This window comes from Limosilactobacillus mucosae (assembly GCF_046939755.1).
In the GTDB taxonomy this organism is placed as follows: domain Bacteria; phylum Bacillota; class Bacilli; order Lactobacillales; family Lactobacillaceae; genus Limosilactobacillus; species Limosilactobacillus mucosae_A.
Window position 1 is genome coordinate 61,272 of record NZ_JBKZAY010000005.1, and the last position, 25,969, is coordinate 87,240.

The window sequence follows — 25,969 nt, forward strand, 5'->3', positions numbered from 1 at the left end:
TATTATGTCTTGGCTTTTTATGGCCATAACAACGGTATTCCGCTGCTGAAATCGGGCAAGAATATCGACGAAAGGAAAAAATATTATGCGTCAAAACCAATTGATTGAAAAGATCACCGCCAGCCAACTGCGCGATGACATTCCAGAATTCCGCGCCGGTGACACGGTTCGCGTCCACGCCAAGATCGTTGAAGGTACGCGTGAACGTATCCAGATCTTCCAAGGTGTCGTTATCAAGCGTCACGGTGCAGGCATTTCTGCTACTTACACTGTTCGTAAGATTAGTAACGGTGTCGGTGTTGAACGTACTTTCCCAGTTCACTCCCCACGTGTTGCTAAGATCGAAGTTGTCCGTTACGGTCGCGTTCGTCGTGCTAAGCTGTACTACCTGCGTGAACGTACTGGTAAGTCCGCTCGTATTCCTGAACGCCGTCGCGACGTTAAGTAGTCGAGTGTCGACCAAAACCCTTGCTATGCAAGGGTTTTTCTTTTTGCCTAATTTTTAAAATGCTGATTGAGTTTGTGAATTTTTGCCAATTATTTGCTTGTGGTAGCAAAATGGTAGCAAACTGGTCACAAATTTTCCAATTGACCACGATTTTTCACAAGCGCTTCGTGAGTAACGTGTGTGTAGATTTCTTGAGTAACCCGACTGTTAGAGTGACCAACCCGCTGCTGGATTACATACATCGGCACGCCTAGCTCAGCCAGCTTAGAGATATGAGTGTGGCGAAAGATGTGTGAGCTGACTGGTTTGTCAATTTTTAGCTTTTTAGCTGCATTACGTAAAAAAGTATTGAACGCTGAAATTTGAATTGGTGTATGATGTTTGGTAGTGAATAAATAGCCGTGCCCGTCAGCATAGGCGTATCGGTCATGATATATTTCGACAGCCCGCTTGGATAGCGCCACATCGCGCATTCCGGCGGGCGTTTTTGTTTGATCGGTTTTATGCCATTCATTCATTTTAAGCTTTGTATATTCCATTGTGCCATTGACGTGAGCTACCCAGCCATCACTCGTGTTCTCAATATCTTTAACATCGAGCGCTAGTGCTTCGCCACAGCGCATTCCAGTCTGATATAGCCATTCGCAAAGCGTGGCATAGTTATGATTGTGGGCATACGCATATTCAAGCAGCTTGTTAAGTTCGTCAGTTTCCAAAAACTTGTTGCGAGTTGAGCTGCCACCTTCACTAGGACGATAGGCGATTTCCAGTTTTTCTGCAGGATTGTCGCTTAGATATGATTCTTTGACCGCAAAAGCAAACAGCTGATGCAAAAAGATTTTAAATTTAGACGCATAAGCATTCGAGATGTGTCGTGGGCCATAGATCATGTCTTCAATGGTCCGCGTTAAGATTAGCGGGGTGATTTTTTCAATCAGCGCGTCCTTATCTAATGATTTGACTAGCGATCTGCACATCATCTCGGCATTTGCGTAGGTGGAACGGCGGACACGGGGCTTGTAATTGGTTAAATAGTCATCAACTAGTTTTTGCAAGGTAATCCCATGAATCGTTTCAATATGATTAACCTGGCTCATTATCTTAGCAATCTTAGCCTGTAAGATCATTTGCGCTTGATGTTGGGCCTGTTTAGTATTTTTAGTCATTGTAACGGAGACAGCTTTGTACTTGTTGGTCAGGGGATCACGATAGCGCTCAAAGAATCTATATTTTTGGTTTCTTTCTTCAACATACATGGTATCCTTCCTTTACTATTAAACGTATGTTCGATTAATGTGCAAAAATTAAGCTCGGCGCTGTGCCGGGCTTTTTTTAGAAGTTAATGTTCATATCATAAGTATGATATTGGTTATCATCGTCAACATTATCGGTATCGTAGTTTGCATCAAATTTAGCGCGAACGGAATTTACGCCTGAAACTTTCTGAACGGGTATCGATACCCAACCACTCTTCTTGACATGAGATGAAATTGATCCGTCCCAGTTTTCAAGACTATCAGCTTGGTGTTGTTCTCCATTGCTAAAAGAGTAAGTACCTTGAGTAGGATAAATATTTACGTCCTTACTTCCGGTCTGAATTACATAGTGCAATCTGATGAAACCGTTAATTTTAAATTTGCCATCATTTGCTGAATTATATTTATATTTTTTTGCTAGCTTAACGACTTGAATTTTGTTGACTTTTACATTTACACCAGACCAACTGCTGTCAGATGCGTTTGTTTTATAAGTCTTAATTGACTTTGCGTTATAGGTATCGTAATCAAGGGTAAATTTTTTTGCAGATGCAGGTGAGACTGTAAAAATAAAAATTGAAACAAATGCAAGAATTGGTAGTAGAAACTTACCTATTTTTTTCATAGTTATTCCTCCCAATGGTAACTTTTAACGTCGATCACGCTTGGACGTAATTCTATAAATAACGCGCATGGTCAGCTGATTTTAAATGCTATAATTAAAGAAACTAATGTTCGAGGTGTAAAAATGTCTGAGAAAAATCCGTTTGAAATTGTTGATGGGCAGGTTATATTACATGACGAATTTCAAGGAATCGATAAGACAATTCTGAATTATGAACAGGTAGCTGCGATTAAGCTGCTCATTCAAAAATGCAGTGGCAAAGAGAAGAGCCAAACGAATTAAGTTTCAAATAACATTTATTTAGTTTGAAGTTTTCATTTTCGCCTAAACTTATATCAACTTTTTGTTTAAGAATATTTTCTAAGGCTTGATAACGAGATTCATATATAGGTGAAAAAAGCCAACTATCTTGCTTGTCGGGACTCTATGATTCCTAATGAATTAAAGATGTCAATAGTTTCATCTTTTCCAAACAGATATGATTCATCGTCAGTGCTGCATAAACAATTTGTTATTTTTCTGGTGGTAGCATTCTTATCGTTTTTAATAACAAGATATCCGAATGGCATTTGTTGTAGTTGCTGTTGATAGATTATTTTGAGAAATTCAGCTTCTTTTTGGCCAAATTGTGCAACAATTAATTGTTGCTTTTTCGATTGACAATAAAATGCCAAATAAAGAACATTACCCCAATAATCAAAATGAGCCATGCCCATATTTGAAGATCTTTGTAGATTCCAACATTAAAAGCGCCAAGCATCCATGCAATGATGGCAATTACTAAACCAGCAATATCACCACCCATTTTTGGACTCTTACGAGTTGCTAAATAAACAATTCCGATAACAATATATAGAATGGCAACAAAGACTCCAGCAGAGCCGCTGTGCGAATTGCTGTTAGCAAGAGCATTGCCGACACCGGCAAGCATGGATTGAAAGAAAATAATAACGCCTAATACAATCATGATGATTCCAGAAACTAATTTTGTGGTTTTCATGATTTCCTCCTAATAGCTTTTAACGTCGATCACGCTTGGACGTATTATTAGTATCTGTTTGAAATATAATAGTTGTGCACTTCTTCCCTGACTACATTGTCAAGGTAGCTTGGCACTTCGTATGATTCCATAAAATCGTATACGTTTATGGTTTCTTTTGGCACGCCTTGGCAATAAAAAGGAACCATAAGCTTAACTGCGCCAGTGTTTGCTTTATATTCAACGGAGTGTTTGCCTGTGAAGGTAGCGTGGTAGAAGCAAATGTCGGTTTCATCACCATTTAAGATGTGTGAAATTTCGTGAGCAAGCTGAAACGAAATTTCAGCAGGGTGATGCCAGTTAAGGTTCATGACAATGCTGCGGTAATGGAGCGAACAGCCAGGCGGAGTTTCAGGGGCTAACTTATCGGTCCAGACAATATTAATATTATGGTTAAGGGCTACCTTTTCCAGATAGCTGCTAATCTCGGTCATTTTTACCACCTCGATTCTGATAGAAGAAATAGAATGCTAAAAGCAAAGATACTTATTTAAAGTAAGTCAAATTTGACTTTACATAGGATAATGTGGATAATAATTGTAAGATAACTTGCGAAGGATTAACACTGAGTTCCCGAATGGGAGTAAGGCATTGGCCGAGAATTCTCATGTGCCTGGGGTTATCTTTATTTTTTTGCCTTCAATAATTCTTGCTTGATATGTTGGATTACTGATGGATCTTTTTCAATTTCTTTAGCTATAAGATCAACTACTTTTTGAGAGTATCCATATCGGTTTCCCAAACTATAGTGATAACACATCGTTGCATCATTTTTGATCTGATAAAATTTAATGAACAATTGAAAATCATTTGAGGTGAACTTGTCTTTGACTGGTTCGCCTTTTTTGATTTTGTCTAAAAGAATCCCTTTTTTCTTAAGCCTTCTGTTCACAAAACTTATAACTTTATTCTGCGTGTAAGCGAAAACTGAATTAGGATCCTTCATTTCACGTACTATAGCTATATTATTGTCAGAGTTTTTAGAAATGTTAACGGAAAAATCGGCTTTATTAGGGTCTTTAGTAATAACCATTTTAGTTTCAACGGGAACTGAATATCTAATGCCCTCTGTCTGACGTTCGCCATCCACTTCGTTACGCTTTCGTATCATAAGCTCAGCAACAGCTACAGAGTAATTAGCTTTTAGAGCTTTATCTGAAATATCAGAAATGTTAACACTTAGGGATAAGAAACTGGGTGCTACGTTTTTTGACACGTCGATATCATGGAACTCCTGCATTTTTTCAGCATAGTTAAAAACACAGGCTTGAAAAAGCGGAGCAAATATCTGCTCATAATCTTCTGTAATAAAGTGAGTACTAGTATTTCTTAGACTAATAATTTGTTCTAGGTTCAAGCGTAAAGGGTCATGCTTATTAGTGAAGACTTTTCTAATGGTTTCTTCCAGAGATATAGTTCTGTCTACCTTATCGTGATAGTAGATGCTTGATTCTCCGTCTCTATTAATTAGATAAGCTTTAAGCATTAATTCCCACGCGTTGCAAATAAAAAAGCTAAATCCTTCAACTCGGTATCTAATAGTTGGCTTGTTGTAGATCTCAAGGCCCAAAACAAATGATTCGACACTTTTATCTACTAAACGTTTTGATAAATTTTCCATTATTAACTAACACCTCCTTATTTTCTCCCACCGCGCAGCAGCCGTTTCATGTATTCCAAGTCCTGCTCAGGGATAGGCTTGCCTTCAAAAGTGAAGATGGTGTCATCATCAGCGAGGTCAGCAGTTTTGAGATCGTCTTCCTTGTGGTCGCGGTGAGAGTTTAATGCAATATTCGGATCAAGTCGTGGATCGATGTATTCTTCACTTACGTTGAAGAAACTAGCAAGCTTAACGACATTTTCTTCTGACGGTAATCTTTTACCTCCAAAATATCCAGTTAAAGTACTGGCAGGAAGACCCGTTTGTCTTGTGATGTCTGATTTCTTCTTTCCGCTTTTAAGCAATAATTCGTTTAAGCGAGCCGATATTATTTTCTTGTATTCCATTTCTTGAGGAGTCAGCGATTTGCCAGGCATAATAGCATCTCCTTTTTTTCATTAATAATATCATTTATTTCGCATCAATATGAAAAAAATTCTAGAAAAAAGGAAAAAAGCATTGACTTACGCATTGATGAGTAATAATATAATACTCGTAAGGTTGATCAAGACCTTAACAAGAAAGGAGCATAGGATTTGTGAGTAAACAAAAAAAGCACCTCCGAATTACGGAAGTGCGAATTAACTTCAAGCTTGGCTTTCCCTATCTGATCAAGATTGAAGTTAAGGTCAGCATGAAGCTGATCTAATATAAACCCAAAGAGTGAGGCTTAGCCTCCTCCTCTTTGGTGTATAGTTTACCACAGATCGAAATTATTATGGACTGGAAAAAGATTTTAATTGGCTCACTCAGCCACACAAAGGAACAGCATGGCGATGAAGTTAGCCACACGTTTGATGGCAATATCGGGCTAATCCCGGTTGCTGTCGTAGTAGGAGTAATCGTATGGCTCTGCGTTCACTAGGAGATGATAAGTTGACTATGACGATCAAAGCAGCTCGAGTTAATGCTGGGTTAACTCAAAGAGAAGCTGCGGAAAAGCTGGGTATCTCGTACCAGACGTTGAGCAGATACGAGAACAATCCAGGACAGATGCCAGTTAAGATGGTCCTAGATATGTGTGATCTATATCACATCAATGTGGACTCTCTTTTTTTACATTAAAATTACGCATTGATGAGTAAGAAGAGGTGTAGATAATGCAAAACGTAAATACAGAATCAGTGATTCGCTATGTTGACGAATCCAAACAACAAGTGATCGATAGTCGGGATGTTGCCAAGATGATTGGCAAGACTCACAAGAACCTAATGCGTGACATTCGCAGTTATATCAATGATTTAGAGCCCGGCTCAAAATTGAGCCCGGTTAAATTCTTCATCGAATCTACGTACGTTGATCAGAATAACCAAGAACGTCCATGCTATCTGCTAACGAAAAAAGGCTGCGAATTCGTGGCCAATAAGCTGACTGGGCGCAAAGGAACGATCTTCACCGCAACGTACGTATCACTGTTCAACGAATACGAAGCAGAGCATAACGGCAAAGTAGCAGCTATTGATAACGGGCTTGAGCATGAAAAGCTCGCATACAAGCGAGAATGGCTGATTGAAATGCGAAAACAGAACGTCAACAAGGCACACGAGCTGCGCAATCAAGACGTCAAGCTGTATCTGGAGCTTGGCAAAGTTGCTGACGATTACCAGCGACCACATATGGCAGTTGATTTCCGTAATGAAGCCATTCGTGCCATGCAAGCATTGCCAGTTGGTGCACGCCGCGAATACTCGGCTACTGAGATTGGCAACATGATTGGCGTGTCGCCGATTGCTATTGGCAAATGGGCCAACAAGCTTGGTGTCAAGCGTGATGCTGACATGAGCTACCGTGATCACGATGGAGCTTGGCGATACTTTCCTGAAGCGTTGAAGGTATTTCAAGACAACGCACTGGAGATTCAAGACGACGACTTAGGGCTGTAGGAGGTGAACAATGAGGCTACAGCATAAACTTTCTGAACTGCAAAAAAAGTACCCGCAACATAAATTACGGGCACTAGTAATTGAAGATAGCAACTTAAATTTTGCTATCACTGGTAGAAAAGAGGTAGGCGTATTAACTATTGAAAGCAATGTCTATAAGGGTATTTGGTGGCAACAAATCACCCAAGACAAAACGGCTCAAAACGATCATTCGGCCTTAAGGGTTGAATTAATCGTTGACGAGCAAGAGTTTATGCTTTCTTCTAGTCGGTCACTATACCTTATTCGGGAATACGGAATTTGATGTAAATTCCGTCATTTTGATATGAAAGGCCCTTGTTATTGGCAAATTGAATAATATGTTGCCGATATTCAGGACTGCTGGGACTAGAAAGGGAGGAAATAACGATGATGAAAATTAAGAAGGGTAATGCGGGATTAAATTTAAGCATAAAAAAAGGGTTATCTCAATCAACGATCAAGATAACCGCTAAAGGCTTAGAAGCTACAGTTAGGCGTCAACCAAGTGTAGATTCCCATCATCACCAGGTTTGAACTCACGATTAGTTCTGATAACAGTTCTACCAGGGTAGACATCTACAAAAACTACAAGGCCTGTACTGTATACGAGCATAGTTACGGTGTGGCTATCAAATTTTGCTGTGTACGTAGTTACATTAACTGATTGATCGTAACCAGTAACTAGGTTTTTAGTAACTTCAGCACCTGGAAAACCATTATTTGAATAATCGTATTCCAAATTAACATGTTCAAACATGATGTTCACCTCCTTTCATTAGGAGATGAATCAAGTATACAACTGGAAAGGAGGGAGCATAGCTATGAGAACTGTTGAAGAATTTGAGAAGGCAACTGCTAAGTGCCAAAAGCCAATGTCCGATTACTCACGGATCATTGTTGAGACAGACGAAAAAAGCCCCAAGACCTTGGCGGTGATCACAGATGACGACTGCGAAACCGTAGAAGGCCTCAGGGTGCGGTTTATGCCGGTTTATAAAGATTAGTCCTTTGTAGCAGAAAGGGGATGCAGGAATGAGCCCGTATCGGTATCAGCTGAACAAAGCAGAGTTCATGTCTGAATGGCATGACAGCAATGGTCAGCCAATGTCTGAGTCAACGTATCAGCGAAGGCGGCGAGAAGCAACTGACTATCCAGACGGATGGCGTGTTTTCCTGCCAGATGGTCGCGTTGATATTCAAGAGTATCAACGCTTTATGACCTGGTTGGCAAAGAAGAAACACGATAAGAAGCAAGACCCTCGCTTAGTCGCATATCAGAAGTATTAGGAGGAACGATGATGGACTTGTTTGGGCCAATTTTTGGGATCCTACTGGTAGCTCTGCTGCTAGTGGACCACAGCATCTTAGCTAATCGCATCGCTAAATTAGAAAAGGAGTTGAAGCGCTATGAGCAACGTTACCCGGATTAACTGGTTTGTACTTGTCTACCTGACCATCTGGTGCTGGGTAGACGGTTTCACTACGACCGCCTTTGGATTAACGGTTCTAGTGCTCACTGAAGCACTGTGGAAGCCGTTCATCAAGTCAAAGCTGGCAATCAAGCTCTTTGGGGCTGACACGATGGCAGAAGTTTTAGGACAACAAAAAAGCGCAACTAGCCGCCACTAGTTACGCATCAATCTAAAAAGCTTACAGGAGAAATTATATATGAATGACAAGCAATTGGAAACATTATTAGCCATTTTACCTATCGGTGTAATGGCTGACAATCCGGACATCGCTAATTGGCTCTTTAATGAGGAGGATTTGCGCAAGATGCGCAATAGTAATCCAGATCTCATTTTTGAGCCGGAGATTGGATTTGACTCATGGCCGAAGTAACGCACTGCAAATGGTGTGGCAAGCCATGCATCAAGCCTATCTATCTGCCACATGGCGGGGCTTGTTGCAGTTTAAACCACGCTATCTTTTACCAACGATTATTAGTAGCTAATGAAATCAGGAGGGCTAGACATGACTGAAGAAGCACAAGAACAACAGACCCAAGACGGGCGTATTCAGAACGAAGATGAACTATACAAGAAGCTCTACTACTTGCGCTGCTTAAAGAAAGAGCAGCAACAAGCTGATGAACGGCGTGATCGTGAGCTGGCTGAAACTGATGCTTGGTACAAGCCAGACAAAGAAACACGCAGCATGCAGATTGCTAACGTAGAAGCGCTGATCAGCGACTTCTACATGCGCCAATACGAGCAGAACCCGCATTACCGGTTCAAGAGCCGGAATGGGAACGTCTCCAAGCGGAAGAGTACGGATTATGACCGTGATGATGCCAAGCTGCTTGAGATGGTCGATGACAAATATGTTAAGACCACCAAGAAGCTAGACTGGTCGGCTTACAAGAAAACACTGACCGTTATGGACGATGGCCGTTGCGTCAATGAGGACGGCGAGATTGTTCCAGTTACGGCACATGAAGTAATCAAAGTCATGATCAAGACACCAAAGGAAGATGATGAATGATGAAATTCTACGAAAGCGGAAAGATTCCGCCTATACCGCATATGTACTTCATCTACGGTGATGGTGGGACGGGAAAGACGAGTCTTTTTAAGGACTTTCCTGGCAAGAAGCTGCTATTCAGTTTCGACCTGTCAACCAACGTTTTGATTGGCGATGAATCGATTGATGTGTTCAAGTTGGAGGAACGTGACATGCCGATCATGCAACAAGAGCTAGGCGACCTGTTAAGCCGAGCGATTGGTTCTGGACGCTATCAAGCGATCTGTTTGGACAACGTTACCGCATTGCAGAACATGGTGCTGGAGAACATTGACGGAGCGTCTAAGGATAATCGCCAAAATTACCAAAAATTGCAACTATGGTTCCGCCAATTAGGGACCTATCTGCGTGACTGTGGGCTGACTGTCTATGCAACGGCTCATCAGGTCGACAACGGGCCAGACAAGATGCAAGGCCGGTTTGCAGCCGATATGAACGAGAAGACGTTCAACGCCTTCACGTCAATGTTTGACCTGGTTGGCCGAATCTATGTAAAAGACGGAGAGCGGCTCATCGATCTGGATCCTGAGCAGGGCAACCACGCGAAAAACCGGATCGATGACAGGAAGCTGATTAAAGCTAACGAACTGATTAAGAAAGAAGAGGACTAAGCATGTTATTTACTACCGATGAAAACAATGTTTTTGGCAAGAGTTTGAAGGAAGCTGGCACGTACAACGTGCGCGTCACCAACGCAGAAGCCAAGAACAGCAAGAGCGGAAACCCAATGGTCGAATTCAACTATGAAGTACTGGACGGACAATATGCAGGTGCGCCAATCCGCTATGACTATGCTGTCTGGAATGACGATGAAGATCACTTTGACTTATCGGTCCGCCGGTTCAACACGATCATGATTGCATCTGGCATTCCTAGCGGTAAGGCGGTCGATAATCTGCCACAGGTAGCCAGTGTCATGAAGAACCGCAAGCTTGCGGTGAGCGTTGACTGGGAGGAGTCACAAAACGGCAACTGGTATCTGCGGGTAAAGAGCTACCACAAGCTACTGCAAGAAGGCAGTCAGCCAAACGGCAAGACGCGGCCAGAATCCGGCCAAAATAAGCGTCAGAGCAACTTTGGCAACAGCCGTAATCAATCAGCTGGATATCGTCAACAAGCCCCACAGGCTCAAAACAACGGCTTTAACAGCCAAGCCAACTTCAATGCGGCTATGCCTACCAATGGTCAACCGCAACAACCACAACAACCACAGCAACCAAACGCAGATGATCTGCCGTTTTAACTAATCATTAGTCGTCAGTGAACGTAGAACACCGAGTGGCTGGAAGGGCCATTAATAAGGAGACGATTTTATGGAAATTTGGAAAGATATTCCTGGTTTTAATAGATATCAAATTTCTTCTTATGGACGCGTCAAATCGCTAAAAAAACGCATATTACAGAAGAACGGTCATCCGATGACTTTTCCTGAAAAAATATTGAAACCGACTGTTTCTGACGGTGGATATCTTTATGTGACGTTGACAAACAACGGAAAACATAAAGCAATAAAAATCCACCGATTAGTAGCGAACCAGTTTCTTTACCGGCGGAAAGGGACGAGCGTGATTCACCATATAGATCATGATAAAACCAACAATCGAGTTTCTAATCTCATCTGGACTACTCAGCAAGAAAATATGAAGTTCGAAAGAATCAATTGGGATTTTGTTAAACGAGATAAAAATGGAAGATTCACGTCTTAGCTTTGAAACTAGAAAGGAGCAGAGAAATGAGCAACCTTCTACTAGATGAACGACCGCTAATTGTCTTGCCAAGCTTAGCTGCAGGATTACAAAGCTTAGATGAAGCAGTGATCTTACAGCAGATTCACTACTGGATCGAAAAAAAGCAAAACTATCGTGAAGGCCGATACTGGGTCTACAACTCAATGGAAAACTGGATGCAGCAGTTTCCTTGGATTAAATCCAGAACCACGCTTACTAGATACTTTAACAACCTAGAGAAAAAAGGACTGCTTATCACTGGGAACTACAACAAAGCTGGCTTCGATAAAACCAAATGGTACACGATTGACTATTCTGCGTTGTCGAATTTTGAACAACGATTGTACAGAACCTGTACAACGAGTGACCAGAATCTGGTCAATGGAACGTACAGATCCTGTACAACCAATACCATAGACTACCAGGAGAATACTACACAGACTACAACACCAGCTAGCTGGCCGGCTGGTCAATCGAATGCAGTATCTCAGCAATCAGATGATGGCAGTAAAGTGCTCCGAAATACTCCTGAAGGCATGGATGAAGTCTTTAATTCCTGGACAAATGCATGGGGATGGCCGAACGGTATCATCACCACTGATCTGACAGAGTGGGTGCATAAGTATGGTGCAGACATTGTGCAGCATGCAATTAAGCAAGCAGCAGAAACAACAGGGCTGAAGAAGCCGTCTAAGTATGTGGCCAGTATCTTAGACCGATACGAAAGAGAACATCTACTTACGATTGATGACATCAAAGCAGATGAGCAACGATATAAGCAGCCTAAACAAGGCAGAAAGAAGCAACCGCCTGTCGATCCAGACTGGCAGTTGATCGATCATTTCAGCTAAGGAGGAAAGCAGCATGAAGAAACTAAAAGCACTGGTTAACTTTTTAGCCATTAAGAAGGCCTACAAGGACAAATGGGGAGAAGACATCCCGTTTGATCTATCCGACCAAGACTGGTGTAAGAACTATCTTGCTGAAGAAAATAAAAAACGCACGACAGCAGATAATGCCGTCATGCGTAAACGAAATAAATACCGCTACTATAATAACTCACTTTGGAGCGGTGATCCAGTGAAGTTTACATTTGCTGACTGGGACGTACACAAACAGCCTGACATTGAATTAGCGAAGCTTACCTGCACAAAGGCACACGCATTAACAGAAGAAATCGCTAAAAAGCCAATCAACGTGTTAATGCTTGGTAATCCAGGCACAGGCAAGACATCACTGGCAGTAGCGATGATGCACAGACTGCAAGAAGAATTTGACATGACGACAATGCTTGTCTCTACGGATTCCATGAGCCGGATGTTTAGCCATATGTATGATGCACCAGATGCTGCCAAAACCAAGTATCGGATGAAACTGTTGATCAAAGCGATGATTGAAGTAGATGTGCTGGTATTGGACGATTTTGGCACGGAAGGTGGGATGCGTGGCGCAATCCGTGAAGTGCGCAAAGACATGCAGGAACGTCTGTATGACGTAGCCGATGCACGTTTCGGCAAGAAGTCAACCATTGTCACCAGCAACAACACCACTGCTGAACTGGCGCAGATGTACAACGCAAAACTGCTCAGCCGTCTGCTAACCAGGAACGATGACCACAAGATCACATTTGATGGCATGGAAGACGTGCGGGCAAGCATGATTTAAAGGAGAATGGCAACAATGACTAATCAAGAATTTATTAACAAGTGCAAATGGCGCGTATCCGACTATCTCAACAAGCTGGTCGGAAAGGAAACGGCCTGCAAGCCGGAAAACGTGTTTGTCGTGTGGCAAGCTAAGGCTCTGCAGAATCACAAGGCCATGCTTGCAGCACCGGGCAGATACAACGACAAGGACTACTACTTCGAGTTTACCTATAATGGCAATCTCAACGAAACATACATGGACGTGTACACGAAAGACAAAAACGTTCTGTTTAAGGAGGCACGCGATGGTCAAGACAAAAATGTTTACCGATCTGGTCAACGATATTGATCCCAGCGTGCAGATCAATCGTTGGCTAGACAAACATCCCGACTATATCGTTATGGACGTCAAACTGTCGACTGATTTTATCGAGGAAGACAATCAGTTATGCTGCACGGCGTTGGTCATCTACAGGGAGTATGAAAATGTGTGAATTTTGCGAAAAACATAAAGCACTGCTGTCTTGCCGGTTTGACGGCATCGGTGTGACGGTTAAGATCATCAACCACACGCAGCTCGATGCGATGGCGAAGGTCAAACGTGGCGAAAGTGTGATCAGCGTCGGGCAGTCTAATCGCATCAAGTACTGCCCGGTGTGTGGAAAGGAACTGAAAGATTGAAAAACTACTATGGCAAGAAGGTTAAGCTGGACGGCTACACGTTTGACTCAAGAAAAGAGGCGTCTTTTTACGCAGCTTATATCAAGAGCTGTGGCAAGAAGTACCAGGTGCATCCCCAGTACGAGTTGTTACCAATCTATGATGCCGGCGAAGTCCGCGTTGGTGGAATTTACTATCGTCCTGACTTTGTTGTGTATGGTGTTGACGGGGCCATAGAGCACGTTTACGACGTTAAAACGGGAATTGCCTATCGAGCAACCGACACGAGTGCGCAGCTAAGATTTAAGCTGTTCTGGCGCAAGTATGGCATCCCGGTTGAGGTGGTGACGCCGTTCAGGAGCTACTTTAAAGTCAAGATCTTAGGCACGACCACCAAAACACAGCCGATGCATCAGCGCATCAAGCGTGACGGGACGATCGTCAAGGACTACTACGACATCAAAACTTCAATTGATTACAAAGTAGAAGAATTACTGGAAGGAGAAAGAGATGGAAAGCAAAGAGGTTGAGCGGGCATTCCGTAACAGCAGAGCAGTGACACTTGGTGACTCAAAACTGTACCTGATCATTGAAGCTAATCACATTAACGAAACGGTCATGTTAGATGAGGTATACCAGGACGGGCAGAGCTACGTATCAAAGAAGCTGCCGAGAATCGGGGCAAGGTTTGATATGCTGCGAAAGCCAACGTTATACAGGTGACCACAATGAAAAGAAAGTGGAATGGATTAGGGATGACGGTAATGGTTTGCCTGCTGTTTTGGGCAGTCGTGATTGTGTTGCTAGCACGCGTGTTGGGAGGATAGATATGCGTAAGGAAACGGTATTGGGAACACTGGTGGTTGGATTTAAGTATACGGCGATCGCATCAATTACTATTGCAGTGATCATGACGGTTAAAAGTGCATGGATTAAGTTCCTATGCTTCTGGCTTAGCCTTTGCTTTCTATGAGGCAGTCTGATGGCAGTAAAAAAGAGCCGCACCACGATGGCACGACCCTCTAATGAATCAACACCATCAATTATAGCAGAGGAGAGTGGCATTGTGGTTCAGCAGCAGACGATAAATGACAGTGAATTCCGTCCCATTGACCGTGCAGCAACGGTACAGGCCGTTAAGTCCTTTTTTAGCGATCGAGAATGTTATGATGGCTATAATTATCAAGAACTGAAACGGATGTCTGGGGCGTGGGGAGAACTGAAATCGCCAGCTCTCAGCGCAACTGGTGGCGGTAGCGGTATTGATAATGGAGTTGAGCAGCGTTTTATCAAACATGCTGAGTGTTTAAGAGCCGTTCAAGCAGTTAACCATGCATTAGAGGGATGTGACCGTATGTGCCGTGATATTCTGGTGCAACACTATATCAAAAATGAGCCAGTTCGAAACGTACGGGATGCACTGCATATTTCAGGCAACGCAACCTGGTCGAATCTTGATAAGCGAGCCTGTTATCAATTTGCTCAATGCATGGAATATGCAATTGATTTGTACAAGGTTAATCGTGGCCTGGTTCCGCCATTACAGATATTTTTATAGCAAAAAAACCGACAGTTTATGCCGGTTTTTTGTTGTTCTGTTTTGTTTGTGCGTATGTTAGGCGTATAATATAGATATTCTAATAGAAAGGAGGCCTGCCTATGGTAGAACATAAAGCGGGCGATGTTGTGAAGATGCTTCGTGAGTTGCATTACGAAGAAATCCGTATCAGCGGAGACCATCACATGTTTCGCGGACCAAAGGGAAATTTAATCCCAGTTGCGTATTCTAGCAGAAAAACGCTAATTCCCGTTGGTACTTACAAACATATTCTACACCAGGTAGAAGAACATCGCTAGCTAATAGCAAAAGGCGCCAAGAATTATCTTGACGTCTTTTATTTACTTTATACGTATAAAGGCGTATTATTTAAGAGAAATAAAGGTATGTTTAGGGAGTGTAATTATGGGAAAGTACAAAAAGAATGCAGTTGTCTATCCTGCTATTCTAGATGACAGTGAAAATGGCAAAGGAATTTATACAGTATCATTCCCAGATGTTCCAGAAGCATTCACGAGTGGTACTGGAATGGCAGAAGCGATTCTTATGGGCTCTGAGGTTTTGGGTGCTGTTCTGGTACTGCACGATAAATTACCTAAACCATCTGACTGGAAGACCGTTCAAAGCAAAAACATAGATAAAACTGTTATTCCAATTGCTGTTAATTTAGACGAAGCCAAAGCTAAGTCTAAGCCTGCTAAAGTAAAGAAAAATACTACTATTCCAGGAGATGTAGCACGTAAGGCTGAAGATGCTGGTATCAACTTTTCTCAAACTTTAACTGAGGCTCTAGAAGCTAAATTAGCAAAAATGTAAATTGCGATACACCGTACATTATTCCAAGTACAGTGTATCGTTTTTTATTTTACTGCAATCAAAACTAGGGGATTTCTAGGGTCAAACTAGGTAACTGCTAGGCTCTAACCGGTGCGATAATAATAGAGTGATATTGTATCACGAAGCCTAATTACTCGGTTTTTTCAAAGGGTGTCTTTCCTACTGGAATTGATTAGAACTTCTTCCAAAACAGGCGCTACGGCGTCTGCTTATGCATCATCACCGGGAACGCAGCTTTTATGCCAATTTTGCCAAGACGATATTACATCAGTGAAACAACCGCGATGAAGGCTAACGATTAGTTCAATTCAATCCATATGTCATATGGAACCTCCTTTCAAGTATTGTAGGAACAAACGAGTGAATGATTAATGTGCGTTTCAAATACGGCTGCGAGTGGGTCCGACTCCCACATGATGCTTTCCCGTTAATGCGGGAACCTTTTCCCAACCATAAGCTAGGCACCGCAAACGGTTCGAATCCTGCTGCTTCCGTTGAGAGTAGCGCAATTCACTCTCTTGTCTTTCGATCGATTTAGGCTTTAGACGAAAGACAGACGGCACGGTCATCCCTGTACTTCCGATAGGGATGCCACGGTTCGACTCCGTGAGCCGTCATCCCGCTAGTGGTCAGCGGTGTGCACGCATCATTTCAAATAAAAATATGCTTGCATTAGCTCAGCTTTGGCTGGGCTTTTTATTTTGCTAGGGAGGTGACTTGATGAGAGTGTACAGAGACTGGGGCATCTGCTCATACGAAGAACATAAGATGCTAGTGTTAGCTGATAAGGTCTATCGCAAACAGCATCCAGAACGAGTCAAAGACAAACCGGCTGAGTACTCTATCAAGCCACCTGTCTTAAAGGCTAGACATCCCCATAGAAAGGTGGTGTGGTGAGATGCCATGAGTAAGAAGCAAGATGAAGCAATAAACGATCCTTTTTCAAGGCTGACAAAAGCTCAGCAAACCCTTGTCAGGCTTGACTTTGAAGGTGGACATAGCAATAAAGAAATTGCTCCTAAGATTGGCTTGAAGAATGAAACCACTGTTTCACATTGGCGCAAGCGCTCATGGTATGAGCCAGCCTTTAATGCTTATGCTTCCAAAGCAATTAAGGGGAAGTACAAGAGCCTGGCACTTAGGACATTAATTGATTTATTGAACGCCAAATCTGAAATGGTTCAGCTACAATCAGCAACCACCATTCTGAAAATGGCTGGTATGCTGTCTGATAATGATACGCCTGAACTTACACAGGCTAAGGTTCGTAAAGCAAACGCTGATGCGCGAGTAGCAGAAGCAAGAGCTAAAGCAATGGAAGATGGCTCCAACGATGCTGTATCCTTACTTGATCGATTCTTGGATAAATTGGAAGAGGGTGACCATCATGGTAGCTAATCTTGCTAATCTAATGACACCAAAACAACGAGAAGTTTGGCATTCATATCTTAACGATGACTGGAAGTACCTTATCAACTCCGGTGCTGTCCGTGCTGGTAAAACCTATATCGATAACATCATCTTTTTAGCTGAGATTCGTCGAGTAAAAGAAATGGCTGCTAAGCGTTATGATAAACAGCCTAAGTATATCTTGGCTGGATTCAGTTCTAATTCCATTTACGACAACGTTATTAGTGAGCTGTATACAACTTTTGGCCTTAACATCCCCATTGATAGACATGGCCATTATCACTTGTTTGGTGTTGAAATTATTCCAGCCTATACGGGTACCAAGCGTGGTATCGGTACGATTCGTGGTATGACTAGCTATGGCGCTTACGTTAACGAAGCTTCACTATCCACACAAGAAGTTTTCCAAGAAATTATTCAGCGTTGTTCAATTGAGGGCGCGCGAATTATTGCAGATACCAATCCTGATAATCCAGAGCATTGGCTGAAAAAGGACTATATCGACAAAGCTGGTAAAGAAACAGGCATTGATGCGTTTCATTTTACTTTAGATGACAATACGTGGCTGTCACATGACTATATTGATCATCTAAAGGCTATTACACCATCGGGGATGTACTATGACCGTTCAATTTTAGGACTTTGGGTTTCAGGCGAAGGGGCTGTCTATCGCGACTTTGATGAGCGAAAGATGGTTAAACAGGCCGATGAGGTACCGATTCATTTTGACAAGATTGTTGCTGGCGTTGACTGGGGCTATGAACATGCTTGTTCCATCACGGTTTGGGGGCTTAGCGATGAAGACTGGTGGCTGTTAGAAGAACACACGGAACAGTATCGTGAGATTGACTACTGGACTGATGTAGCGCACCAAATACAAAAGAAATACGGCCAAAACATTCCGTTCTATGCCGATTCGGCACGTCCGGAGCATTGTGATCATTTCAAGCATGCGGGCATAAATTGCCAGTATGGCTGGAAATCAGTCGTGCCAGGAATTGAAGAAGTGGCTAAGTTAATGAAGACTGGCCATTTTTTTATTTCTAAAGATGCACCAGTAGATTTCATGAATGAGATTTACAACTATCGTTGGGACGATAAAGCAGAAGATAAGCCTATTAAGGAAGCAGACCACGTAATGGACAGCATGCGTTATGCATTGGCTTCATACATTCACGTGCAAGATCAAAAGAAATATTATCCAAAGCCAGATCGTAAGAGCATTCTTGCTGGCATGCGTCGCTTTGGCTTGTAAAGGAGGAGAAAAGATGGCACTTGATACACAAGATTTATACAATCGTTCATTGCTGAATGGCCATCATTGGAGTTCATTAGCCAACAAAATCTACGTAATGCCACGTGAGGACTTTGATAATAGCTTTGGCTCAAATGATTTGCAAAGTATTACTGACATTGTCAGCTATTTTGTCATGCAGCATTACACAATTGATGCACCACGAATCACCAAGCTTCAACGATATTACTTGGGTGATAACGATATTCACTATTGGGCTAATACCAAGCAGGCACGTGGCAAGGCTGATAATCGTATTGCATCTGGTTTTGCTAAGTTCATCACCAACATGCGAGTAGGTTACATGTTGGGCAAGCCAATTCAATTCAAACGTAATGATGAAGATGACAGTCATGATTATGACAAGGCAGAAGAATTGTTGGATGATTTTAATGATACAAATGATGAGGCCTATCATGAAAAAGTTATGAAAACCAATCTTTCTACCACCGGACGTGCTTATGAGTTGCTATACGCGGGGCAGGTAACCGAAGATGGTGATGGCCATGCTCAAACTCCAGATGTGAAGATGCGGGCTATTGACCCGGCAACCGCATTTGTTGTTTATGATACGAGCATTGACCGCCATTCATTGTTTGGCGTGCGCTATTACACAGTTGATACGTTAGGCTATTCTGGCAAGTCTATCAGCTATGTGGATGTATATACGTCAGATGCGGTATACCATTTCAAGACAGAAGATGGTGTCAATGATCGTTCTGCTGACTACCAATTGATTGGGCAGGAAAGTACAAGCTTTGGCGCAGTACCGCTTACTGAGTATATTAACAACGAAAACCGTACAGGCGATTGGGAAAGCAAGCTGGATGAAATTGATGCCTATGATTTAGCAATGTCTGATATGGCTAATAGTGAAGAAGACTTTGCCAACGCTAAATTGATGATCAATGGTGACTTTGATTTTTCAGACAATATGAAGACATTAATTGGACCTGATGGCAATCCATTAACAGATAAGGATGGAGAGCCTATTAAAGTACCTAATATCAGTGCTGATGATCCGTTTATTTGGTTAAAGCCTTCTATCACTCCACAACCATCTGGCGGCAACACAATTATTCCAGCAAGTGCTGGTTATTTAACTAAAGAGCTAAATGAGACGGGTTGGCAAATCTATATTAAACAGCTGGCCAGTGATATTCATAAGGATACCAATACGCCAGACATGACTGATGAGGCGTTTTCTGGTCAATCATCAGGCGTAGCTTTGATGTATAAGCTGTTTGGTGAGGACCAAGAACGATCGATGCAAGAATCACTTTATTCGCGAGGGCTAAATCGCCGGCTACGCTTGTTGGGAAAATTTTGGTCCAAGAATATGGAAATTGGAAGTTCGGACGTTATGAACGCATTTAAACCGGTTTATCAACCTAACTTGCCAAAGAACAATAGTGAAATTACGTCCATGTTAGTTCAATTATCCAATACCAGCCTGTTCAGTGAAGAAACACTGCGCGAGATCGCCGCACAGGTCACTGGTGTTTCGGCAGACGCTGAAGCTAAACGAGTTGAAGAAGAGCAGCAGAGCGATCCAGACAATCCTTATGAATTTGATGGCAGTCCTTTGCAAGAAGCTAATCCGCAAGAAGTGAACGCCGCTAAACAAAAGCTGGGTTTGAGTGACAATCCTCAACCAGTTAGCCCACAGAACCTATTCACTCAATTGCGTGGTGGTAAGTGATGCTGTCTAATAAGCAAATGCGCCAGCTGATTCAAAAGGTATATGGTGTAAGCAATCAGTATGGAAAGGAAATAACTAAACTATATAAACGCGCTAGTCGGCAAATTAAAGCCGAAATTAGCGCGTTTATTCAGTCAAAAGCTAATTGGTCTGGAATACCATCAAAGGACGTTCTTGACGAAGTGAGAGAGCAACTGGAAAGCCTACAACAAGACAATCCAATTGCGCCATTAGCATCTGTTTACTTAGCGCCATTACTCGATAGCCCAGTTAACGGAGATTTGATATCAGCTCAGATAGCTTTACCAATGATTAAATTAGCCAAAGAGCAACAGCAACGTGTTCAGAAATTGAATAATGACATTCCTCGCCATCTACAAAGGGCTAATCACGAGCGCAATCAACAAGTCCCTAGTCGACACCAGATTCCGTTTGATTATGATAACTGGGTTCATGATTATGTAACTCAAAACAGTTCACAGGCTGATCAGGTATCCAATACCATCAATCGAAATATTCAGCAGACAATTGACAGACTAACAAGCGTCATTAAAGAAGCAGCGATGTCCAATGATGCCAGTATCGACTACACCAAGAAGGTTGATCGCATTCTAACCGGAAATCACATTCATAAGGGTGCAGCAGGCCATGCTAATACTATTTTGCGTACTCAGGCTTGTCATGTGTTGAATGGCAGTACAATTGAAGACTTCAAGGCACGGGGTATCAAACGCTACTGCTTCATGTCATTAGAAACTGTTAAGTCTTGCAATCGCTGTACAAGTATTAACGATAAAGTGTTTGAAGTTGCAAATGCTCAAGAAGGCGTTAATTTACCACCAATGCACCCTAACTGTCAGTGTTGGATCGTTGAGCATGAAGAAGACGAACCGATGATTAGCAGGTCAGAAGTCAATGACTTTCCTATGAATTTGCAGATGTTTGCACGGCACTTTAATTTTGAAGATACTCGGTCAATACCAGCAAGCCCAAAGGATGGTGCAAAACCAAATGAAACACTTGAATTTTATCGAAATGGTAAGCTGATACAACGTCGCTATATTGGGTCTGATGGATATGCAATCAAAGACATCGACTTCACGGATCATAATAGGCCAGACAAACATCCTTATGTGCCGCATGTTCACGATTGGGTTTATAATAAAGATAAAAGCAAGAGAAAGAGAAAAGCGGGCAGAAAACCTAGGAAAGGCGAAATAGAAGGAGGCGTTGACGATGGCTGATGCTAAGGACTTAGATAAATTCAAGGAGCGTTTAGAAATATGCGATGAAATTGAGTTTGATTTGAATGGGCAATCGTGGAACCTTGAACCAGTATATAAAGGCGATGATCAGGTTGCTTGGGAGCTGTATCAACGTGATCCAAAATATGACCAAACGATTAATACAATAGATCCTAATGAAATTTTGAGGGTAAAAATTGATGGGAAACCATTGATCGATCAATGGTCAAAAGTTAAATGTTGAGCGTCTATCGAATATGATAGGCGCTTTTATTATGCCTTTTGCGGCTTGCAGGCGTAAAAGAACACGGCTAGATCTTCGTCGCCGGACGTAAAACGAGAAGGGAGCTTGTAATTATGGCAGATGAACCAAAGAATACTGAAATGCCACAAGATGAAGCAAAAAAGGATGAGGCTAAGTTTACGCGCGAAGACTTGGCAAAACTTGTTGGTGAACAGGTAGCTCAAAAGACGGCTAAGCAGGATGCCGAATGGCAAAAGAAACTTGATGAGGCAGTGAAGAAGGCTCGCCAAGATGCAATTGATGAGGCTAAGATGTCGGCCGAGGAATTGGCTGTTAAGAAGGCTAAAGATCGTGAAGATGAAATGAAAGCTCGTGAAGCGGCGCTTGATAAACGCTTTGCTGAACTTGAACGTCGTGAACGGTTAGATAGTACCAAGCACAAATTGGCCGAACTGAAATTGCCAACCAATGCTGCTGAGTGGGTTATGGGGGATGATGATGCATCTACAGACGCAAACATCAAAGCCTACCAAGAAAGTTTCAACCAAGCGGTTCGTGATGCTGTCCATCGTGAGTCAGCACAATCTGAACCAAGCAACGGTGGACAATACAAGGCTCCACAAAAGAAGCTGTCAGAAATGACGCTGGAAGAACAGACGCAACTGTATATGAACAATCAACAGCTGTATCAACAACTGTTGTCACAAGAATAAGGAGGAATGACGCATGGCTGATAACTATGCAACGCTCAAAGACACAATTATTCCCGCTGTCTTTGCTAACTACGTTTCTAATCTTTCAACGAAAACAAATCGTTTGATTAACTCTGGTATCTTAACGCCAGATCCATCGCTGGGCAGCCAATTAATGGCGCCTGGCGATTTTATTACCTTGCCGTTCGTTAATGATATTGCTGATGCAGACGATGCACAGAGTTGGGCAGATACGCAAGATATCGAAGTTGAAGGCTTGACGACTGGCTCGCAACGGGCATTCAAATTCCGTCAGGCTAAATCATTCGGTTACACGGATATTTCTCAACTGGTTTCTGGTGCACCACTGCGTGAAATGATCGCTAACCGTTTTGGAGCATACTGGAACTTCCAAGACCAAAAATTGCTGATTGATATTTTGGCTGGTGTGTTCTCTAATACCGATATTCACACGGCTAAGGCATTTGATGATACGGCTACGTTTGGTCCTAAAGGATTTCTAGCTGCAATTGGTCGTCTGGGTGATCTGCAAGACCAAACCTTCAACAAGATTATGGTCAACTCTGCTACCTACTCTGAAATGAAGTCTCAGCAGATGATTGACACGATTCAACCTAGTGAAGCTGTTAAGCCATTTGGTACTTATAACGGCATGGAAATCGTAGTTGATGATGACTTGCCGATTGATGATAACGGGGTTGCTACCTCATACATCTTTGGCAATGGTTCGGTTGGTTACTCTACCGCTACGCCAAGTAATGCCGTTGAGATTGAACGCTTGCCACGTAAAAATGGTGGTCAAACGGCCGTTATCAATCGTCGGATTGTAACGACGCATGTTTTGGGTACTTCGGTTGCTAAGAGCTTTACCCCAACAGGTCAAACTGTTACGCCACAAGAATTGGCAACTGGCTCTACTTGGGAATCCATTGTTGACCCACGCAATATCAAGATCGTGCAATACAATGCTAAGCTGGATAAGGAATTCATCCCTGAAAAAGTAAAGAAGTCCAATACTTCCGGCACTAACGCTCCAGCAAGTACCGCTACTTCTTCTACGACGCAAGGCAAGTAAATATAAGAAGGTGATTTGATGAATAATGACCAAATTCAGACGTTGCTTACATCTGTCAAGCTTGACAAGGGCATTACTGATGATTCACTGGACGATGTATTAAGTAACTTCATTAAGCAGGCTGGTGATATTGTCTGCCTTTATGTTGGCGAGGATAAATTGCCATCCCAATTGGAAACTATTGTTATTCGAATCACCGAAGCTCATTATGTGCAAGCGATGAATGATGCTGATGGTGCCAAAACTTACTCAGAGGAAGGTGCTAGTTGGTCTTTTAGCGGGACAGAATTAGATCCTTATGTCACCTTATTGGAGAAATATATTGCTAATCGTGACGGTAAGGGAATGCAAGGTGGTGTTTACTCATGGTAGAGCATCGACAGCGACCAATCTTTTTAGTCACTAAAACATTAATGCATGGTTTGCTTGATGATACTGAAAAATATTCCTTCAAGATGGTTATGGCACACGTTACCGAAGTTAATGGTGCAGAGTTGCAGACCAACTTGTTTGGCAAGCGGTATCAGAAGACATGGATTGCACGAATACGAGGCACTCAAAAGGCGGATTATGTGACGTTTCCGGATGGCAGTAAGACTCCTGATGAACTGAAACGCTATAAGATAATTCAGCTGCGTAAACATGCCATGCGTACTGACATCTACTTTGCTGATGATACGGAGACTACTGCAAATGGCTGATAATTCTCATGTTCCAGAAATACAGTTGTCCTATGACGATATGGAAGCACGAATGACAATCGCTAGAATAGCAGCTACTTTAGATTCACAACATTTTGGTGAAAGTGGACACGTATTGCGCTCCATGATGACAGCTGCTGACATTAACCTTGGCCGTGCAACCAATAAGGCTGCTAATGAAACGGTGAAAGAAGTAGCGGACTTGATGCGTATGCGACAATATCACGGAAAGTCCGGTTATGGGCCAAACAGTAAGGCCTTTCGTCATAAAGCAAACAATCAGCATATGGTTGAACGGCTAAAAGACCATGTTAATGGCCAAGAACACCGAATTTATACAGATATTAGCAACAATGGGTACAACTACTCACAAGCATTTGAATATGGATTGTTGTCAAAAAACTACCCTGCTCACCATCCGTTTGAAGACGCAGCCAATCATTTAGGAATATCACACGTTAACGGTGGAAACTTTGAGGACTATGCTGATGAAGCAATCAAAAAGGGGTTTAGCTAATGAATAATGCACCTTTTACGCTGCTTTATGGTGCAATTGCAGCAAAAGTAAATGATCTTGGTGTGCCAACTGTTTCCGCAAGCCAAGATGCTCCAGGTAAATTACCAATGGTTCGAGTTCAACTACTTAATGGGGATGCAACTGGTCGTTTTAAGAATGCTGACGAATATCAGTATGCTTTCCAGCTTGACGTTATTACTGCCCAAGACAGTCTAGAACAGGGCTTGAACTTGGCGTATAAGATACGCCAGAACTTGCCCCAAGTGGTTGTAGAGGGCTATTTAGTTAGTGAAATTGGACGACCAAGTATCACCTCAATGATAGATAGCAGCACTAATCGGATTCTTAATCGGCAGATTCTTAGAGTTAACTACACAATGATTGAACAGACAGCATTTTAGCTGTCTTTTTTATTTGAAAGGAGAATATTATGGCAAATTCACTAAAGAAAACCGTATCGGGCCATGACTCAGACAAGGTTCTGTACTACTACCGTTTGCCTTTACACTGGGCACCAATGGCTAAGTGGCAACCACTAGGCCTGAACGGTGCTACTTCAACTACTAATACTCGGACGCTTGGCACCACTCAAACAAAAGTGGCCAACATTAAAGGCGTAGGATCTATTAATCAGCAACGAGTAGTTAACGTAATTTTGACGGATCCACAGCAGGATACGACCGATGTTGCTCGGGACCTGTACAAGACTTGGGAAGACGGGGACTGGATTGAAATTGCCCGTGTTGACTGGAATACGGTTCGCGGCACAAAGGGTTCTCGCGTGGTTAATTTCGAATACTCACGATGCTACATCGCTAACTTGCCAGAAACCGAATCTCTAGGTGCTAACACGACCGAAAACGTTACGTTTGAAGTAAATGGTGTTGCACGTCGCTATGATGATAATGGTAATCCATTTACTTTGAGTGAATCGGACTTTGAATCGGGTCAATTCGATCTGGTATCCAAATTCTACAATGTTGGCGGTGTTGGCAAGACTGGTACGTCCAATGGCACCTTCGTAGATAATTCCTCTGATGATAGTGCTACTGGAGATGCAACGGGTACGAAACCATTTGACGGCAGTCAATTGACCCCGAGCGGTTCTACGACTCCCTCATCTACCGGTGGAAAGTAAGTAATAACTAGTCGCCATTGAAATACACAATACCAAGCGGGGCGGCAT

At 42.5% G+C, this 25,969-nt stretch carries 43 protein-coding genes; 36 read left to right on the top strand and 7 right to left on the bottom strand.

From position 1 onward, the window contains the following. Positions 1 to 85 precede the first annotated feature (85 nt). The gene (gene rplS, locus ACLUWI_RS03070; protein WP_006499633.1) at positions 86 to 448 is read left to right on the top strand and encodes a 50S ribosomal protein L19; all 363 of its coding nucleotides are present in this window, start codon (positions 86 to 88) and stop codon (positions 446 to 448) included. 125 nt (positions 449 to 573) lie between these two features. Here the strand turns inward: rplS and ACLUWI_RS03075 are convergent, their stop codons facing one another. Both ACLUWI_RS03075 and ACLUWI_RS03080 read right to left on the bottom strand, forming a co-directional pair. Beyond that, positions 574 to 1,704: a tyrosine-type recombinase/integrase gene (locus ACLUWI_RS03075; protein WP_412146120.1), complete on the bottom strand. Its 1,131-nt coding sequence runs from the start codon at positions 1,702 to 1,704 to the stop codon at positions 574 to 576. A 76-nt stretch (positions 1,705 to 1,780) separates the two neighbouring features. Further along, complete coding sequence (locus tag ACLUWI_RS03080) at positions 1,781 to 2,329, bottom strand: hypothetical protein (protein WP_270359719.1); 549 nt, start codon at positions 2,327 to 2,329, stop codon at positions 1,781 to 1,783. A gap of 123 nt (positions 2,330 to 2,452) precedes the next feature. On the opposite strand from ACLUWI_RS03080, the gene ACLUWI_RS03085 reads away from it, so the two are divergent. Then, positions 2,453 to 2,611, top strand: a complete 159-nt coding sequence (locus ACLUWI_RS03085) for a hypothetical protein (RefSeq protein ID WP_270359721.1) — start codon at positions 2,453 to 2,455, stop codon at positions 2,609 to 2,611. A gap of 355 nt (positions 2,612 to 2,966) precedes the next feature. On the opposite strand, the gene ACLUWI_RS03090 is transcribed toward ACLUWI_RS03085, so the two are convergent. From ACLUWI_RS03090 to ACLUWI_RS03105, 4 genes are all read right to left on the bottom strand, one after another. Continuing rightward, positions 2,967 to 3,329, bottom strand: coding sequence for a hypothetical protein (locus ACLUWI_RS03090; RefSeq protein WP_270359722.1), 363 nt, complete (start codon positions 3,327 to 3,329; stop codon positions 2,967 to 2,969). Between the two features lie 47 nt (positions 3,330 to 3,376). Beyond that, entirely contained in the window at positions 3,377 to 3,802 is a 426-nt protein-coding gene (locus tag ACLUWI_RS03095) for an ImmA/IrrE family metallo-endopeptidase (RefSeq protein ID WP_412146121.1), read from the bottom strand. A 191-nt stretch (positions 3,803 to 3,993) separates the two neighbouring features. Next, entirely contained in the window at positions 3,994 to 4,989 is a 996-nt protein-coding gene (locus ACLUWI_RS03100; RefSeq protein WP_412146122.1) for a DUF3644 domain-containing protein, read from the bottom strand. A gap of 17 nt (positions 4,990 to 5,006) precedes the next feature. Then, entirely contained in the window at positions 5,007 to 5,405 is a 399-nt protein-coding gene (locus ACLUWI_RS03105; RefSeq protein ID WP_412146123.1) for a helix-turn-helix domain-containing protein, read from the bottom strand. A gap of 341 nt (positions 5,406 to 5,746) precedes the next feature. On the opposite strand from ACLUWI_RS03105, the gene ACLUWI_RS03110 reads away from it, so the two are divergent. The 4 genes from ACLUWI_RS03110 to ACLUWI_RS03125 are packed head-to-tail and all read left to right on the top strand — an operon-like array spanning position 5,747 to position 7,215. Further along, positions 5,747 to 5,893, top strand: coding sequence for a hypothetical protein (locus ACLUWI_RS03110; RefSeq protein WP_412146152.1), 147 nt, complete (start codon positions 5,747 to 5,749; stop codon positions 5,891 to 5,893). Positions 5,894 to 5,910: 17 nt separating this feature from the next. Further along, the gene (locus ACLUWI_RS03115) at positions 5,911 to 6,093 is read left to right on the top strand and encodes a helix-turn-helix domain-containing protein (RefSeq protein WP_412146149.1); all 183 of its coding nucleotides are present in this window, start codon (positions 5,911 to 5,913) and stop codon (positions 6,091 to 6,093) included. Positions 6,094 to 6,128: 35 nt separating this feature from the next. Continuing rightward, positions 6,129 to 6,911 carry a Rha family transcriptional regulator gene (locus tag ACLUWI_RS03120; protein ID WP_412146124.1) on the top strand — a complete coding sequence of 261 codons (783 nt, stop codon included), beginning with the start codon at positions 6,129 to 6,131 and terminating at the stop codon, positions 6,909 to 6,911. A gap of 10 nt (positions 6,912 to 6,921) precedes the next feature. Further along, positions 6,922 to 7,215, top strand: a complete 294-nt coding sequence (locus tag ACLUWI_RS03125) for a hypothetical protein (RefSeq protein WP_302145091.1) — start codon at positions 6,922 to 6,924, stop codon at positions 7,213 to 7,215. A 207-nt stretch (positions 7,216 to 7,422) separates the two neighbouring features. Here the strand turns inward: ACLUWI_RS03125 and ACLUWI_RS03130 are convergent, their stop codons facing one another. Beyond that, on the bottom strand, positions 7,423 to 7,689 hold the full coding sequence (locus ACLUWI_RS03130) for a hypothetical protein (protein ID WP_412146125.1): 267 nt from the start codon (positions 7,687 to 7,689) through the stop codon (positions 7,423 to 7,425). A gap of 64 nt (positions 7,690 to 7,753) precedes the next feature. On the opposite strand from ACLUWI_RS03130, the gene ACLUWI_RS03135 reads away from it, so the two are divergent. From ACLUWI_RS03135 to ACLUWI_RS03280, 30 genes are all read left to right on the top strand, one after another. After that, positions 7,754 to 7,936, top strand: a complete 183-nt coding sequence (locus ACLUWI_RS03135; RefSeq protein ID WP_034540196.1) for a hypothetical protein — start codon at positions 7,754 to 7,756, stop codon at positions 7,934 to 7,936. Positions 7,937 to 7,964: 28 nt separating this feature from the next. Continuing rightward, positions 7,965 to 8,219, top strand: a complete 255-nt coding sequence (locus tag ACLUWI_RS03140) for a hypothetical protein (RefSeq protein ID WP_180304498.1) — start codon at positions 7,965 to 7,967, stop codon at positions 8,217 to 8,219. Positions 8,220 to 8,339: 120 nt separating this feature from the next. Further along, complete coding sequence (locus ACLUWI_RS03145; protein ID WP_412146126.1) at positions 8,340 to 8,561, top strand: hypothetical protein; 222 nt, start codon at positions 8,340 to 8,342, stop codon at positions 8,559 to 8,561. A 39-nt stretch (positions 8,562 to 8,600) separates the two neighbouring features. Continuing rightward, the gene (locus ACLUWI_RS03150; protein ID WP_412133976.1) at positions 8,601 to 8,774 is read left to right on the top strand and encodes a hypothetical protein; all 174 of its coding nucleotides are present in this window, start codon (positions 8,601 to 8,603) and stop codon (positions 8,772 to 8,774) included. Positions 8,775 to 8,906: 132 nt separating this feature from the next. Next, a complete protein-coding gene (locus ACLUWI_RS03155; RefSeq protein WP_412146127.1) occupies positions 8,907 to 9,416 on the top strand; it encodes a host-nuclease inhibitor Gam family protein in 510 nt (169 codons plus the stop codon). Further along, the gene (locus tag ACLUWI_RS03160) at positions 9,416 to 10,066 is read left to right on the top strand and encodes an AAA family ATPase (RefSeq protein ID WP_412146150.1); all 651 of its coding nucleotides are present in this window, start codon (positions 9,416 to 9,418) and stop codon (positions 10,064 to 10,066) included. Before ACLUWI_RS03155 ends, ACLUWI_RS03160 begins: the two co-directional genes overlap by 1 nt. Before the next feature lie 2 nt (positions 10,067 to 10,068). Continuing rightward, positions 10,069 to 10,698, top strand: coding sequence for a DUF669 domain-containing protein (locus ACLUWI_RS03165; RefSeq protein ID WP_412146128.1), 630 nt, complete (start codon positions 10,069 to 10,071; stop codon positions 10,696 to 10,698). Positions 10,699 to 10,768: 70 nt separating this feature from the next. After that, on the top strand, positions 10,769 to 11,161 hold the full coding sequence (locus ACLUWI_RS03170) for an NUMOD4 motif-containing HNH endonuclease (protein WP_412146129.1): 393 nt from the start codon (positions 10,769 to 10,771) through the stop codon (positions 11,159 to 11,161). A 26-nt stretch (positions 11,162 to 11,187) separates the two neighbouring features. Further along, positions 11,188 to 12,033, top strand: coding sequence for a hypothetical protein (locus ACLUWI_RS03175; protein WP_412146130.1), 846 nt, complete (start codon positions 11,188 to 11,190; stop codon positions 12,031 to 12,033). A gap of 13 nt (positions 12,034 to 12,046) precedes the next feature. Next, positions 12,047 to 12,847: an ATP-binding protein gene (locus tag ACLUWI_RS03180; RefSeq protein ID WP_412146131.1), complete on the top strand. Its 801-nt coding sequence runs from the start codon at positions 12,047 to 12,049 to the stop codon at positions 12,845 to 12,847. 15 nt (positions 12,848 to 12,862) lie between these two features. Next, positions 12,863 to 13,177, top strand: a complete 315-nt coding sequence (locus ACLUWI_RS03185; protein ID WP_052133632.1) for a DUF6275 family protein — start codon at positions 12,863 to 12,865, stop codon at positions 13,175 to 13,177. Continuing rightward, complete coding sequence (locus ACLUWI_RS03190; RefSeq protein ID WP_152602671.1) at positions 13,134 to 13,322, top strand: sporulation protein Cse60; 189 nt, start codon at positions 13,134 to 13,136, stop codon at positions 13,320 to 13,322. The genes ACLUWI_RS03185 and ACLUWI_RS03190 overlap by 44 nt, the downstream gene beginning before the upstream one ends. Then, positions 13,315 to 13,509 (top strand): hypothetical protein, encoded by a 195-nt coding sequence (locus ACLUWI_RS03195; protein ID WP_242074931.1) that lies wholly within the window; start codon positions 13,315 to 13,317, stop codon positions 13,507 to 13,509. Before ACLUWI_RS03190 ends, ACLUWI_RS03195 begins: the two co-directional genes overlap by 8 nt. Next, a complete protein-coding gene (locus ACLUWI_RS03200) occupies positions 13,506 to 14,018 on the top strand; it encodes a DUF1064 domain-containing protein (protein WP_412146132.1) in 513 nt (170 codons plus the stop codon). Before ACLUWI_RS03195 ends, ACLUWI_RS03200 begins: the two co-directional genes overlap by 4 nt. A 452-nt stretch (positions 14,019 to 14,470) precedes the next feature. Then, positions 14,471 to 15,046: a hypothetical protein gene (locus ACLUWI_RS03205; protein ID WP_412146133.1), complete on the top strand. Its 576-nt coding sequence runs from the start codon at positions 14,471 to 14,473 to the stop codon at positions 15,044 to 15,046. A gap of 101 nt (positions 15,047 to 15,147) precedes the next feature. Beyond that, on the top strand, positions 15,148 to 15,345 hold the full coding sequence (locus ACLUWI_RS03210) for a type II toxin-antitoxin system HicA family toxin (protein WP_287676877.1): 198 nt from the start codon (positions 15,148 to 15,150) through the stop codon (positions 15,343 to 15,345). A gap of 106 nt (positions 15,346 to 15,451) precedes the next feature. Next, the gene (locus ACLUWI_RS03215; protein ID WP_412146134.1) at positions 15,452 to 15,862 is read left to right on the top strand and encodes a type II toxin-antitoxin system HicB family antitoxin; all 411 of its coding nucleotides are present in this window, start codon (positions 15,452 to 15,454) and stop codon (positions 15,860 to 15,862) included. Between the two features lie 741 nt (positions 15,863 to 16,603). Next, a complete protein-coding gene (locus ACLUWI_RS03220) occupies positions 16,604 to 16,780 on the top strand; it encodes a hypothetical protein (protein ID WP_412146135.1) in 177 nt (58 codons plus the stop codon). Between the two features lie 6 nt (positions 16,781 to 16,786). Continuing rightward, a complete protein-coding gene (locus ACLUWI_RS03225; RefSeq protein WP_412146136.1) occupies positions 16,787 to 17,281 on the top strand; it encodes a helix-turn-helix domain-containing protein in 495 nt (164 codons plus the stop codon). After that, positions 17,271 to 18,548 carry a PBSX family phage terminase large subunit gene (locus ACLUWI_RS03230; RefSeq protein ID WP_412146137.1) on the top strand — a complete coding sequence of 426 codons (1,278 nt, stop codon included), beginning with the start codon at positions 17,271 to 17,273 and terminating at the stop codon, positions 18,546 to 18,548. The genes ACLUWI_RS03225 and ACLUWI_RS03230 overlap by 11 nt, the downstream gene beginning before the upstream one ends. Before the next feature lie 13 nt (positions 18,549 to 18,561). Further along, a complete protein-coding gene (locus tag ACLUWI_RS03235) occupies positions 18,562 to 20,289 on the top strand; it encodes a phage portal protein (protein WP_302145070.1) in 1,728 nt (575 codons plus the stop codon). Then, on the top strand, positions 20,289 to 21,533 hold the full coding sequence (locus ACLUWI_RS03240) for a minor capsid protein (RefSeq protein WP_302145069.1): 1,245 nt from the start codon (positions 20,289 to 20,291) through the stop codon (positions 21,531 to 21,533). Before ACLUWI_RS03235 ends, ACLUWI_RS03240 begins: the two co-directional genes overlap by 1 nt. Continuing rightward, complete coding sequence (locus ACLUWI_RS03245; protein ID WP_270642173.1) at positions 21,526 to 21,777, top strand: hypothetical protein; 252 nt, start codon at positions 21,526 to 21,528, stop codon at positions 21,775 to 21,777. Before ACLUWI_RS03240 ends, ACLUWI_RS03245 begins: the two co-directional genes overlap by 8 nt. Before the next feature lie 113 nt (positions 21,778 to 21,890). Then, a complete protein-coding gene (locus ACLUWI_RS03250) occupies positions 21,891 to 22,490 on the top strand; it encodes a DUF4355 domain-containing protein (protein ID WP_302145068.1) in 600 nt (199 codons plus the stop codon). A gap of 13 nt (positions 22,491 to 22,503) precedes the next feature. Continuing rightward, positions 22,504 to 23,565 (top strand): replication protein, encoded by a 1,062-nt coding sequence (locus ACLUWI_RS03255; RefSeq protein WP_302145067.1) that lies wholly within the window; start codon positions 22,504 to 22,506, stop codon positions 23,563 to 23,565. Positions 23,566 to 23,583: 18 nt separating this feature from the next. Beyond that, complete coding sequence (locus tag ACLUWI_RS03260) at positions 23,584 to 23,937, top strand: phage head-tail connector protein (protein ID WP_302145065.1); 354 nt, start codon at positions 23,584 to 23,586, stop codon at positions 23,935 to 23,937. Next, positions 23,931 to 24,266, top strand: coding sequence for a hypothetical protein (locus ACLUWI_RS03265; protein ID WP_302145063.1), 336 nt, complete (start codon positions 23,931 to 23,933; stop codon positions 24,264 to 24,266). Before ACLUWI_RS03260 ends, ACLUWI_RS03265 begins: the two co-directional genes overlap by 7 nt. After that, positions 24,259 to 24,783, top strand: coding sequence for a hypothetical protein (locus ACLUWI_RS03270; RefSeq protein WP_302145062.1), 525 nt, complete (start codon positions 24,259 to 24,261; stop codon positions 24,781 to 24,783). The genes ACLUWI_RS03265 and ACLUWI_RS03270 overlap by 8 nt, the downstream gene beginning before the upstream one ends. Continuing rightward, entirely contained in the window at positions 24,783 to 25,184 is a 402-nt protein-coding gene (locus ACLUWI_RS03275) for a hypothetical protein (protein WP_302145061.1), read from the top strand. The genes ACLUWI_RS03270 and ACLUWI_RS03275 overlap by 1 nt, the downstream gene beginning before the upstream one ends. A 29-nt stretch (positions 25,185 to 25,213) precedes the next feature. Further along, a complete protein-coding gene (locus ACLUWI_RS03280) occupies positions 25,214 to 25,921 on the top strand; it encodes a hypothetical protein (protein WP_302145059.1) in 708 nt (235 codons plus the stop codon). Positions 25,922 to 25,969: the final 48 nt, after the last annotated feature.